Source organism: Stenotrophomonas sp. 22LJNL06-5-1 (assembly GCF_056861455.1).
The window spans coordinates 233,495-245,483 of the sequence record NZ_JBSPUE010000008.1 but is presented as its reverse complement, the minus strand read 5'-3'; the positions used below and the strand labels follow the sequence as shown (position 1 = coordinate 245,483).

Sequence of the window (11,989 nt, the reverse complement as noted above, 5' to 3'; positions counted from 1 at the left end):
TACCTATGCGCGGCGGCCCCGGCCGTCGATGCTGTAGCGCCCGGCTCCGGTGCAGGCCAGCAGCAGGAAGCCACCGGCCAGGCCCAGATTCTTCAGGAACATGATCTGCTGGGTCTGGTCACCGAAGTTGTGGTGGAAGATGAAGGCGGTGACCAGGCTGAAGCCCACCAGGACGATCGATACCAGCCGGGTCTGGAAGCCGAGCAGGATGCACAGGCCGCTGCCGATCTCGAAGGCGATGGTTGGCCACAGCAGGATGCCGGGCACCCCCATTGCTTCCATGTAGCCCTGGGTACCACTGAGGTCGCCGAGCTTGCCCAGGCCGGAGACCAGGAACAGTGCCATCAGCAGGATGCGCGCAAGCAGGAAAGCGAGCGAGTGCGAGGAAGTGCTCACAGTGAAGTCCTTGAGGGTGTCCGACCCACGCGATCGGAGCCCACAGGCAGTGAAGCCCGTGTATAGGCGGCGCGGCTGCCTGCCGGTTTCCCGCGCGGCCGGGGACCTTCGACTGCCGAAGGAGGCTGTCTCAGTCATCCTTCGGTGATGGCGCGTCTGCGCTTTGCCGGAACACCTGCAGCTGCACGGCAAACGCACGCTGGTAGGCAGGGCGCTGTGTTGCACGGCCCACGTAGGTGACCACCTGCGGGTACTCGTCGAGGAGGCCGCTGCTCTTCAGGCGCAGCAGCACCGAGACCATCATCAGGTCACCCACGCTGAAGTCGCCGTCAAGCCATGGTGCTTTGTCCAGCCACGCTGACAGCTGCGCCAGCCGCAAATGCACGCGCTCATCGAGCATCGGCAGACGCTGTGCATACCAGGGTTGTTCGCGCTCCAGCACCCAGGCCATCGAGCGTTCGACGATGGGCGGCTCCACCGTATTCAACGCAGCGAACACCCACATGATCGCGCGCATGCGTGCATCCGGATCAGCGGGGAGCAGGCCGGCATGCTGTTCGGCCAGGTGCAGGACGATCGCGCCGGATTCGAACAGGACCTGGTGGCCGTCCTGCCAGGTCGGGATCTGCCCGAAAGGGTTGCGCGCCAGGTGCGCGGGCTGCTTCAGCTCGGCGAAGCTGAGCAGCTGCACGTCATAGGGCACGCCCAGCTCCTCCAGCGCCCAGCGCACGCGCATGTCACGGGCCAGGCCCTGGCCGCGGTCGGGGGAGGTGGCGAAGGCGGTGAGGATCGGGCACATCGTGGCACTCCAGCAGGCCGAAGCGGCGGCCTTTCCTGTTCCGACGAACGGGGAGGCGGGAAATCGACAGCGCCCGCTGCGTCGCTCACCCCGCCCGATGCAGCTTCCGGTACTGATCCGGCGTGCACTGCGCGTGGCGCTTGAACATCTCGGCGAAGGCGCTGACGCCGGAGTAGCCCAGCTCTTCGGCAATCCGGCTGATCGGGCGGCGGGTGCACAGCGCCTCGGTGGCACGCACGAACTTCACCCGTCCACGCCAGTCGCCGAGCGACATGCCCAGCTCGCTGCGTGCCAGGCGTTCGAGCTTGCGCACGCTCATGTGGTGGCGCTGCGCGATTTCGGCAATCGATTCGGCCATCGACAGGTGTTTCTCCATGTACGCCATCACCTGCTTCAAGGCATCGCTGCTGGCGATCGGCAGGAAACTGGGCAGCACTGCGGCATTGACGATCTGGTCGATCACCACGGCGGCCATGCGCCGCTGGGCCGGTGTCTGCGGATCGGTCACGCCCTGTCGTGCCAGTTCATGCAGCAGTTCGCGCAGCAGCGGGCTGACTTCCAGCGCACTGCAACGCGTGGGCAGCCGGCGCGAAAGTGCCGCCGACAGATAGGCCGAGCGGTAGGCCAGCTGCGAGCGGTTGCGCGAGTAGTGGGCCATTCCTGGTGGAATCCAGATCGCGTAGTGCGGCGGGGACACCATCCACTCGCCGTCGATCTTCATCTCCATCACACCCTGCGCGACGAAGTTGAACTGACCCCACGGATGGCTGTGCGTGCCCCAGTCGGTGGGCTCCATCGCGCCCTGCCGGAAGTAGATCGGGCCGGGCAGCTGGCGGAAGGTGGGAATCGGCTCCATCGGTTGCCGCAAGCCGGGGTCGGGGTGGCGCATTTTCGGGATGTCCTCGATATGCGCCAAGCGTACGCTGGCCATTCCCCTACGTACACCTGCACGCGTGAACTATCTCTTCCCGATCCTCGCCTGCCTGCTGTGGGGCGCGAACACCATCGTGACCAAGCTTGCTTCGGGCTCGGTCGGTCCCATCGATATCGGCTTCTTCCGTTGGCTGGTCGCGGCGGTGGTCCTGCTGCCGTTCGCGCTGCCGCGGCTGCGTGGCAATCTGCCGACCGTGCGCGCCAACCTCGGGCGCTTCCTGGTGCTGGGCTGCCTGGGTGGGGTGATGTACCAGTGCCTGGCCTACTATGCGGCCCACTTCACCTCGGCCACCAACATGGGGGTGATCCAGGCGCTGATTCCGCTGATCGCGCTGGCGCTGTCACGCGTGTTCATGGGCCACCCGGTGCGTGGCACTTCCATTCTTGGTGCGGCGATCTCCACTGCCGGTGTGGTGGCGGTGGTATCGCAGGGCGACCTGGCACGGCTGGCGGCGCAGGGCCTGAACCGCGGCGACGCGATCATGCTGATCGGCGCATTGGCCTTCGCCGCCTACAACGTGCTGATGCAGCGCTGGAAGATTCCGCTGTCGGTGCTCGAATCGCTGTTCCTGCAGGCCGCGGCTGCGTCGCTGATCCTGTTGCCGGTGCAGCTGTTGATCGGCACCGGGGTCAACAACCTGGCGGCGGTCGGGTGTATCGGTTTCGCTGCTGTGTGCGCCTCGATCCTGGCGCCGCTGACCTGGATGACCGGCCTGTCGCGCCTGGGTGCTGCGCGCGTATCAGGCTTCTTCAACCTGGTGCCGATCGTGACCGCCGCGCTGGCCGTGCTGCTGCTGGGCGAAACGCTCAGTGGCTGGGTACTGGGCGGTGGCCTGTTGGCGGTGTCCGGCGTGGTGTTCGCCGAGTACAGCGCCAGGCGCGCCGCTGCGGTGCCCAGCGAGCAACCCGCATAGGGCTTCGGTCATGCGGGGTATGCGTCTCCGCTCAGCGCCTGTTCCACCCGCTGTTCCAGCGCGTCTGCATCATGACCGCGTTTGCCCTGCAGGCTGAGATACAGCGAAAGCGGGTCCACCACATCGCCGACGCTGGTGAATGCCGGCGGATAGGCCCAGATCTGCAGCCGTGCGGTCTGGAGGCAGTCCGGGCCGGGCATGGGAAGGGCGCCCAGCAACCGCCACGCATCGATGTGCAGTGCGCGGGTGCCACCGATCGGGGGCGGTGACGTTTCAGCAAGTGCGTCCAGACCTGCCGTCGGCGCCGGATGCCCTGCATCGCGGAGTGCCTCGGCGGTCGGGCCCCAGCAGACATCCACCTCCTTCAGGATGGGGGAACGCAGGAACGGCTGTGCCCTGGCCCAGACCTCGTCGCGGTCGCCGGCCAGCTTCAGGAAGCGCTCGCGGCCACCGGTGGAGCGCTCAACCAGGCCGCGACCGACCAGTTCGGCAGACAGGCGCGATGCTGTCATCGAGGTGTAGCCGGCGGCAGCACTGATCTCGCGCGGCGACCACCAGCGCGACTGGCCGCTCAGTAGCACGTGGATCAGTACGGCCTGCGCCGAAGGCAGCAGCGAGATGGCTTTCTTCTCATGATCGGGGTCGTCGCGGAACTCAATGGCCAGGCTGGGTGCGAACAACTGCGTGTGCGGGACCACGAAGTCGATGTGGTTCTCGACCAGGAAGCGGCGCTGGGTCGGCGTGAGATAGGGCGAAACGTACAGCACCAGTGCATTCGCTGCAGAGCGCAGGCAGCGTACATCCTGGATCACGCGGGTGCTGGATTCGCCGGGCTCGCGGGCCACGGCGAGCATGGCGGGGGTTTCCCCGTACAGCATCAGTCCGGCGAGGTGGTAGCGCGATGCCATCGCGTGGGGAATGGCATGCAATGAAGCAAGTGGATGCACTGCCGAGGCGAGCCCGGGAAGAATCCTGCGCAGGTACCGCTGCGCGTCAGCGACCAGGTCGGTCAGGCCGGTGCGAACTGCCGTCGTCATCTCGTACTTCCCTTGCGGCGGCACGTCCGGAGCATCGGAACCCGGCCACACCGCCACATTCAGTGGTGAACCTGGAGACGGATGTGCAGTGTCGGGGCGCGTGGCGGTCCATGCGGTCCTGCTCCTTAGCCGTCATGACATCAAGTGTTGCCGGGAACCTTGGAGATTCCGTCGAAAAACAATGGAGATTGGGTGGAGGCGGTGTGCATCGTGGCCGGCGGACTCCCCTTCCGCCGGCCACGAGCACGGACATGCCCGTCAGAAGCGCTGCGAGTACTTCACGTACACGGTGCGGCCGATATCGAAGCCCCCGTAGTAGGGGAAGGAGCTGGACGGCTTGGAGAACATGATCGGGCCCTGGTGGTTGAACACGTTGTTCGAACCCAGCGCCACGGTGCCGTCCCACGGCAGCTTGTAGCTGACCTGGATGTCGTGGAAGGCATTGGAGCCAACCTTGCGGAGCGCGTCCGGTTCACCGTAGGCGTAGCGGTCCGGCAGGGAGCACGGACGGTTGGGCACGCAGCTTTCGGCCATGCCGGAGTAGTAGCGCACGGTGTACTGCGTGCTGAAGTTGCCGAGCTGCCAGTTCACGCCCAGGTTCGAGCGCAGGCGGAAGATGCCAGGCCGGCCGATCCGGCCCATCATGATGGTATCGCCTGCCGAGTTCTGGTTCTCCTCGTCGTACTTGGAGACGTAGCTGTTCTGCAGGTCGATGGTGAAGCGGCCGAGCGAGAACTCGGGCAGGCGGTAGTGGATGCCCAGGTCCCAGCCTTCGGTCTCCATCGAACCCAGGTTGGCCAGGCCGTAGAACATGCTGGTGATGTGGCCATCGCCAGCGCGCTTGACGCTGCCACAGCGCGAGGCGTTGCCGAGCACGTAGCAGTCACGCAGGATGCGGTCGACGCTGTCCTCGATGATCATGTTGGTGATCTTGTAGCTGTACCAGTCGAGGTTGATGTCCAGCCCGTCGACCCAACGCGGGCTCCAGACCACGCCCACGGTCTTGCTCTTGGACTCCTCCGGGCGCAGCTTCGGGTCGGAGCCGGTGGTGAACTCGTCAGGTGTGGCGCACGGATAGCTTGCGCAGGGCTTCAGGCTCTGGTTCAGCTGCTGGTAGCCCAGCGGGACGCCGGCGGCGTTGCAGGCGGCATTGCCGTTGACGCTGTTGGTGGCGCCGATGCCGCAGGGATCGACATAGGTTTCGAAGCTGGTCCCCAGGCCTCCATACAGATCGGCGATGCTCGGCGCGCGGAAGCCTTCGGCGAAGGTGCCGCGGATCATCAGTTCTTCGATCGGACGCCAGGCGAAGCTGGCCTTGGAATTGGTGGTGTTGCCGAAATTGCTGTAGTCGGAATACCGCGTGGCCAGATTCACGGTCAGTTCCTTGGCGAACGGCAGGTCACGCAGCACCGGCACGTTCACTTCGGCGAAGAACTCGTTGAGACTGTACTCACCCGAGGTGGTGGACGCGCCCAGCGCAGTGCTCTGGCGCGACTGGGCAAAGGCGTCTGGCACGAAGCGGCCTTCTTCCTTGCGGTACTGGTAACCCAGAGCGACGGACAGGTCACCGGCAGGCAGTTCGATCACTGGCCCTGAGATATTGGCGAAATAGCTGCGGGTCTTGGTGATGCCGGTATCGTTGAACGTCGGGAACAAGAAGCGCTGCAGTTCGGGATCGGAGAGAGAGCCAGCCCCCGCGACACCGTATGGCAGCAAAGGATTCCAGGCCAGGCAGCCCGTGACCGGCGATGCCGCCGTGCCACACCGGGCCACACCGTTGGCATCGAGGTAGGAGGGCCCCAATGCCTGCCGGGAAGCGATCAGGCTCATGTCGCCACGGCCTGTTTTTGTAACTTCATTGCGGTTGAACAGTGCGCCGACTTCCCAGTCGTACGTCTTGGTCCCCAGCTCGAAGTAGCCGGACAGGCTTGGTGCAATCCGCAGCGACTTCAGCTTGCTTTCGGTGGTGCGCGGCACTTCCCACAGGCGGCGATTGAACGCGATGCTGTGGTCGAGCGGGTTGAATACGCTGGCCGCATCCAGGGGCGTGCCGAACTTGGTCGACTGGTACGGGTAGCCCGCGATCTGCTGGTCGGTGGTGCGCTCGTTGTAGCCGATGTCGGCGGTGAACTTGATCTGGTCGGTCAGCGCGTAGTCCGTGCTGAGGAACAGCGAGCGGCGCTCGATGCCGGTCTGCAGGTGCATCTGGTCGTTGCCGTTGGCGAACTCGGCCGGCGTGATCGGGTGGTAGTCGTTCGGGTTCTTCGGATCGCCGCCACGATTGAGGGTCTTGAATACGGCGTCACCGGTATTGCACTTGTAGAGCGCCGGGTCGCACCACGAACCGTTCTGGCTGATGTTGCTCCAGTCCGCGCCCGGGTAGTTGGGGCCGGCGCCGCCATAACGGGAGAACTCGCGGTCGCGGGCAAACACCGGGTCTGACTTCTGGTATTCCAGTGCGAGGGTGTATCCGCCACGCTCCCCACGGGCACCGGTGACCAGCGAGAACGTGCTGTCCTTGCCATCGCCCTGGCTGAACTGCCCGTGCTGCATGGACACTTCCAGGCCTTCGTAGTTCTTGCGGGTGATGATGTTGACCACACCGGCGATCGCATCCGAACCGTACAGCGAGGAGGCGCCGTCCTTCAGCACATCGATGCGCTCGACCGCGCTCATCGGAATCTGGCTGAGGTCCTGCAGGCCGCTGGTGGTGGCGCCAAGGCGCTTGCCGTTGACCAGAACCAGGGAGCGCGTGGCGCCCAGATTGCGGATGTTGACGTAGTAGCCACCGACGTTTTCGCCAGACGCCAACGCGCGCGCACGCGAGATGGTCGGTGCGCCGGTGGAGGTCAGGTTCTGCAGCAGGTCGGCGATGGTGGTGAAGCCCTGCTGCTCGATCATCGCGCGGGTGATGGCGATGATCGGCTGTTGCGTTTCGATATCCACGCTGCGGATGGCCGAGCCGGTAACCTGGATGCGATCGAGGTTCTTCGGTGTTTTATCGCTGTCATCCTGCGCATGCGCGGCCGGTGACCAGGCGGCGGCCAAGGCCGTGCCCACTGCCAGGGAAAGCAGGGTGTACTTGTAATGCATTTGGCTCTCTCCAAATCCAGTTGAATGGGTTTCCGCATCGCTGCGTGGAAACCGATCTGAAACTCCGCTGTGCGGAATCGGAAGGAACCTAACACTCCGTTTACAACTCGATTACGTTATGGACGCGTTATCGTCGCGCACCAAACACAGCGTTCATGCACAGGCCATGCACGAAACCGCGACGCGCACCAAGGGCGCTCTGCTTCAGTCTGGCTGCGGGCTGATGACAGACTCCAGGAGACATCCGATGAATACCCCGGGCAAACCCAAACCCACATGGAAGCAGTGGCATGTGCTGCTGCTGGTGCTTGCCATTGCGCTGCTGGTGACGCTGATCATCGTCATCGCACCCTGGTGAATCGTCGGCGTTCTGCTCAGGCGCCGTGAACGCGGAAATGCGACCGGATGAAGGAGTCAGGACGCGTTGAGGGTGGTGATGCATGCATCAATTCGTACTCACCCAACCGGCACATCCACACCTCCACAGTGGTCCCGAAGGCAACGCACTCGCGCTGTCATTCTCCATAGACCATCGAGCACACAGGAGCGATTCCATGAGCACCCAGTCCACCATCGAACATCGCCTCAACGACCTGATCGAGATTGCCCGGGACGGAAAGTCGTTCTACGAAGAAGCTGCGACCAAGGTGAAGGATGCCGAACTGTCGGCCCTGTTCACCCGCATTGCCGGCGTCAAGGGCCGCATCGTCGCCGCGTTGAGCAGTTCGGTCGCCGCCAGTGGTGGCAAACCCGCCGAGCACGGCACCATGGTCGGGTCGATGCAGCAGTTCTATGGCAAGGTGCGCGCTGCATTCGGCGACACCAACTATGGTTACGTGGCCGAGCTGGAAGAGTCTGAAGACCGGCTGCTTGGCGCGTTCAAGGACGTGCTGAAGGACAACGAGCTGCCGCCGGCCGTGCGCCAGGAAGTCACCCAGCTGCTGCCTGAAGTGCAGGAGTGCCACAACGTGATGCGTGCGCGCAAGCACGCCATGAAGGCGGCCTGACGATCATCGGCGGCCTTCTCCCCGGGGCCGTCACGGTCGGGGCAGCATGGCTGCCCCGGCCAACTTCGAGGCGGCGTGCAGGACTCAGCGTGGTGCATCGGGCGCGATGTCCTGCAGGTGCAGCACCCGCCCCATCAGCTCGCTGAAGATGGGGGCGGCGACTGCTCCGCCACCGTAGCCTCCGCGGCGTGCATCGGGATCGTCTACGACCACGGCGACCGCATAACGTGGATGTTGCGCCGGTACGACCCCGGCAAACAGGGACATGTAGTGGCGCGCATATCCGCCGGCCGCCGCCTTGCGCGCGGTCCCGGTTTTTCCGGCGATGGCATAGCCGTTGATGCGGGCCCGCGTCGCGGTGCCACCCGGCTCGCTGGTGGTGGCAATCATGTCCAGCACCTGGTCGGCAACGTCTGCGGGCATGGCACGGCTCACCACTGTTGCGCGGCCATGCTCGAAGGTCGGTTGTACGCGCAGGCCATGGTTGGCCAGCGTCGCGTAGGCATTGGCCAGCTGCAGCGTGGTCATCGACAGCCCGTACCCATAGGCCAGGGTCTGCTTGCCGGTGCCACTCCATGTAGCAGGCGCGGCCAGTACGCCGTTGCGCTCGCCGGGGAATCCGCTCCCCGAGACATGCCCGGCGCCCAGCGCGGCAAACATGGCGTGCAGCTGTTCCCGGCTCAGGCGGTGCGAAATCAACGAGATGCCCACGTTGGAGCTTTTCTTCAGGACGCCGGTGGTATCCAGTACGCCCAGATCCCGATAGTCACGAGTGGTGAAGCGCCCATTGCGGATCCAGCCGGGGTGGGTGTCGAACGTGCTGGCAGACGTGATCACGCCGGCCTCGAGCGCCGCAGCCACCGTGAAGGGTTTCACCGTGCTGCCGGGCTCGAACACATCGGTCACCGCACGGTTGCGGCGTGCATCGGCGGCGCCGGTGCCGGGCGCATTGCTGTTGTAGGTGGGCCAGTTGACCATCGCCAGGATCTGGCCGGTGCCGACTTCCAGCACCACGATGCTTGCGGCAGCCGCGCCGTGGCGTTGTACTGCCGGTCCGAGTCCAGCATGGAGGATGTGCTGCATACGGCTGTCCAGCGACAGCACGATGTCCTCGCCGGGACGCGCCGGACGGCCACGATCGCGCAGCTCGACCGGGCGGCCCTTGCGATCGATGATGACGTCACGGTAGCCGGCCTGTCCGCTCAGGCGCGCGTCGAACAGGCGCTCAAGGCCTTCAAGGCCATGGCCTTCGATATCGGTCACGCCGACAGTCTGTGCGAACAGTTCCGACTGTGGGTAGAAGCGTTTGAACTCCTGCTGCAGGTGGACCCCGATCGGCGCCCTGGCCTGCAGTGCTTCAAGGCGGGCTGGATCGCCGCGACGGAAGCCCGGCAGGTAGATGAAGCGTCGCTGCCGGTTGCGCGCCAGCAGTCTGGTCAACGCCGTCGCATCGGTATCCAGCACCGAGGCCAGCTGCTCGACTGAACCTGATGCGTCGAAGAAGGCGCGCGGGTCGATCCACAGCGATGCCACGGGAGCCGATCCGGCAATGACGATGCCGTGGCGGTCGTACAGCGTGCCGCGATGCGCGCGCAGCGGATGGTGGCGGAGCATCCGTGCTTCGGCCTGGTGCCGGTAGAAGTGGTGATGGACGATCTGGACGTCGGCGGCCCGCGCCAGCAGCAGGCCCGCCAGTATGGCCAGTGCGGCGCAGGTCAGGCGGTAGCGGCGGCGGAAGTCATGGGCACGCGTGCGGCGTGGCGCCATGGTGGGGGTGCGCATCCGATGAGGCATCGAGACAGTGGTTACAGCGGTTGCCCGGCGATGTAGGCCAGCAGTGCGGAAGCACGGTCGATGACATTGGCGTGGCTGCGGCCATCGGCAACGGCCATGCAGGCGATCTCCGCATCGCGCAGCGTGGCCAGCCGGTCCTGCAGGGCTGGATAGGGTTCGGCCGTGCGATAGGTCGCGGTGTAGCCTGCGTCCAGCAGCGGCTGGACCTGCACGGGATGGCTGTCGTGCTGGTTGCGCAGGGTGTGGTCGATCCGTGCGACATCGCAGGAGGCGATGGCATTGAATGCGTACTCCCAGGCCACGGCATTCGCCATGCCCTGGTCGATCTGGCTGAGCAGCGCTGCACGTGGCGGCTCGACGGGGAGATTGGGCGATGCTGCCTCTGTGGTGGCTGCCGGCATGGCGAACAGCAACAGGATCAGGGGTAGGTTCAGTCGCATGCGCGCGATTCCGGGTGTTGCGGGAGGGACGGTGCTTCCGCCGCAGGCCGGCTGCAGCCCAGCAGCAACACCGCAAGGCTGGCCAGCAGCGCGGCAATGGCCGACGTCCACAGTGCACTGGCAAATCCGTAGCTGTAGATCGCCTGTGCGAAGGCGGCGGTGCGTGCATCGGCGAAGGTGCCGGTAGCGATCGCATCGGCCATCGGCAGTACATCGCGCGCGGGAACCACAGCCGACAGTGCGTTGCGGATGCCCAGGCTCAAGGCACTGGACAGCACGGTGAATCCGAGCAGGATGCCGACAAAGCGCGTGGTCGCGCTGATGCCGGAGGCCATGCCGGCCCGCTCGCGCGGTGCCGCGCCGATGATGGCTTTGGAGGTCTCGCCATTGAGGATGCCGCCGCCGGCACCGATCACCACCATTGCGACGAGTGCCAGCCACGGCAGATGCTGCCACGCGGCCAGTCCGGCCACGGCATTGCCTGCGGCGGTGATCGACAGCCCGATCGCCAGCACGGCCGGACTGGTCAGATGGCGACCGAGCCACCGGCCCACGCTGGGAAACAGCAGCATCGCCGCGGCGAACGGAAGCATGCCGGCACCCGCAGCCAGTACGCTCAGGCCGATGCCGTTCTGCAGGTACTGCGGCAGCATCGACGCCATCACCTGTGCGCTGACCGAATAGCCGACCATGACAATGAGTGCGCCGACGAAACGCGGACTGGCCAGCAGCCCGAGATCCACCATGGGATGTGACCGTGCCCGTTCAACGATGACGAAGGCGGCGGCCATGATGATGGCCAGGGCCAGCCCGCTCAGCGCCGGGGCCGATGACCATCCTTTTGCCAGTCCTTCCACCAGGAAGAACACGATGCCGAAGATGGCAACGCTGAAGGTGATGATGCCGGGCGGATCGAGCGGGCGGACCACGCTGTCGGACGACTCGGGTATCCAGCGCAGCGTGCCGTAGGCTAGCAGGCCCAGGAACGGCAGGATCGCGACGAACACCGCGCGCCAGCCCCAGAGCGTGGACAGCAGGCCGCCGATCAGCGGTGAGAGCACCATCATCACGCCCATGGCGGTGCCCCAGAACGCCCATGCAGTGTCCTTGGCCGCCCCCTGGTGGTAGGTGTGGCCGATGATCGACAGCGAGGGTGCCAGCAGGAACGCAGCGCCGATGCCCTGCAGTGCCCGCGCCAGGTAGAGCAGGGCGGCATCGGGCGCCAGTGCACAGAGCAGAGAGGTGAGGGCGAACAGGCTGATGCCGATCAGCAGCACCCGGCGGCGGCCGTAGCGGTCGGCGACAGCGCCGGCGGGCAGCAGCAGTGAAGTGAAGGACAGGATGTAGGCACTGATCACCCACTCGATATCGGCGAATCCGGCGTGCAGGTCACGCGCGATGCTGGGCAGTGCGACCGCTACGGCATTGGTCTCCAGCACGGTCATCGTGCAGCCCAGCGAGGCCACCAGCAGGACCGCGTCAGGCAGCGTGTGCCGTGCAGGCGAAGAGGGAGGGGAGGGCGGCACCGGTCACTCGCAGGAAGGGGAGGACGGCCATTCCAGCAATGATCGGTGTT

General features: G+C 65.5%; 10 protein-coding genes. 2 read left to right on the top strand and 8 right to left on the bottom strand.

Features of this window, described 5'->3' with window-relative positions; all coding sequences use genetic code 11:
- Positions 1-3: 3 nt before the first annotated feature.
- The 3 genes from AC13GF_RS17600 to AC13GF_RS17590 form a co-directional block, all read right to left on the bottom strand.
- A complete protein-coding gene (locus tag AC13GF_RS17600) occupies positions 4-396 on the bottom strand; it encodes a DoxX family protein (RefSeq protein ID WP_049436918.1) in 393 nt (130 codons plus the stop codon).
- Positions 397-526: 130 nt separating this feature from the next.
- A complete protein-coding gene (locus AC13GF_RS17595; protein ID WP_483005468.1) occupies positions 527-1,195 on the bottom strand; it encodes a glutathione S-transferase family protein in 669 nt (222 codons plus the stop codon).
- An 85-nt stretch (positions 1,196-1,280) separates the two neighbouring features.
- The gene (locus tag AC13GF_RS17590; RefSeq protein ID WP_483005467.1) at positions 1,281-2,084 is read right to left on the bottom strand and encodes an AraC family transcriptional regulator; all 804 of its coding nucleotides are present in this window, start codon (positions 2,082-2,084) and stop codon (positions 1,281-1,283) included.
- A gap of 7 nt (positions 2,085-2,091) precedes the next feature.
- Here AC13GF_RS17590 and AC13GF_RS17585 point away from each other — a divergent pair, with 7 nt between their 5' ends.
- Positions 2,092-3,042, top strand: a complete 951-nt coding sequence (locus AC13GF_RS17585) for a DMT family transporter (protein ID WP_483005466.1) — start codon at positions 2,092-2,094, stop codon at positions 3,040-3,042.
- Positions 3,043-3,050: 8 nt separating this feature from the next.
- On the opposite strand, the gene AC13GF_RS17580 is transcribed toward AC13GF_RS17585, so the two are convergent.
- Positions 3,051-4,079 (bottom strand): hypothetical protein, encoded by a 1,029-nt coding sequence (locus AC13GF_RS17580; protein WP_483005465.1) that lies wholly within the window; start codon positions 4,077-4,079, stop codon positions 3,051-3,053.
- Positions 4,080-4,337: 258 nt separating this feature from the next.
- Complete coding sequence (locus AC13GF_RS17575) at positions 4,338-7,172, bottom strand: TonB-dependent receptor domain-containing protein (RefSeq protein WP_483005464.1); 2,835 nt, start codon at positions 7,170-7,172, stop codon at positions 4,338-4,340.
- 554 nt (positions 7,173-7,726) lie between these two features.
- Between AC13GF_RS17575 and AC13GF_RS17570 the strand changes: the two genes are divergently transcribed.
- On the top strand, positions 7,727-8,179 hold the full coding sequence (locus AC13GF_RS17570; RefSeq protein ID WP_010481259.1) for a PA2169 family four-helix-bundle protein: 453 nt from the start codon (positions 7,727-7,729) through the stop codon (positions 8,177-8,179).
- An 84-nt stretch (positions 8,180-8,263) separates the two neighbouring features.
- On the opposite strand, the gene AC13GF_RS17565 is transcribed toward AC13GF_RS17570, so the two are convergent.
- Genes AC13GF_RS17565 through AC13GF_RS17555 form a run of 3 tightly spaced genes read right to left on the bottom strand, consistent with a single transcriptional unit; the run spans position 8,264 to position 11,939 of the window.
- Positions 8,264-9,961, bottom strand: coding sequence for a peptidoglycan D,D-transpeptidase FtsI family protein (locus AC13GF_RS17565; protein ID WP_483005463.1), 1,698 nt, complete (start codon positions 9,959-9,961; stop codon positions 8,264-8,266).
- A 23-nt stretch (positions 9,962-9,984) separates the two neighbouring features.
- A complete protein-coding gene (locus AC13GF_RS17560; RefSeq protein WP_483005462.1) occupies positions 9,985-10,413 on the bottom strand; it encodes a hypothetical protein in 429 nt (142 codons plus the stop codon).
- Positions 10,404-11,939, bottom strand: coding sequence for an MFS transporter (locus tag AC13GF_RS17555; RefSeq protein ID WP_483005461.1), 1,536 nt, complete (start codon positions 11,937-11,939; stop codon positions 10,404-10,406). Before AC13GF_RS17555 ends, AC13GF_RS17560 begins: the two co-directional genes overlap by 10 nt.
- Positions 11,940-11,989: the final 50 nt, after the last annotated feature.

Coding starts and splice junctions, on each gene's coding strand:
- AC13GF_RS17585 (WP_483005466.1), top strand. CDS start 2,092: ATGTCCTCGATATGCGCCAAGCGTACGCTGGCCATTCCCCTACGTACA.
- AC13GF_RS17595 (WP_483005468.1), bottom strand. CDS start 1,195: ATGTGCCCGATCCTCACCGCCTTCGCCACCTCCCCCGACCGCGGCCAG.
- AC13GF_RS17560 (WP_483005462.1), bottom strand. CDS start 10,413: ATGCGACTGAACCTACCCCTGATCCTGTTGCTGTTCGCCATGCCGGCA.
- AC13GF_RS17580 (WP_483005465.1), bottom strand. CDS start 4,079: ATGACGACGGCAGTTCGCACCGGCCTGACCGACCTGGTCGCTGACGCG.
- AC13GF_RS17570 (WP_010481259.1), top strand. CDS start 7,727: ATGAGCACCCAGTCCACCATCGAACATCGCCTCAACGACCTGATCGAG.
- AC13GF_RS17575 (WP_483005464.1), bottom strand. CDS start 7,172: ATGCATTACAAGTACACCCTGCTTTCCCTGGCAGTGGGCACGGCCTTG.
- AC13GF_RS17590 (WP_483005467.1), bottom strand. CDS start 2,084: ATGCGCCACCCCGACCCCGGCTTGCGGCAACCGATGGAGCCGATTCCC.
- AC13GF_RS17565 (WP_483005463.1), bottom strand. CDS start 9,961: ATGCGCACCCCCACCATGGCGCCACGCCGCACGCGTGCCCATGACTTC.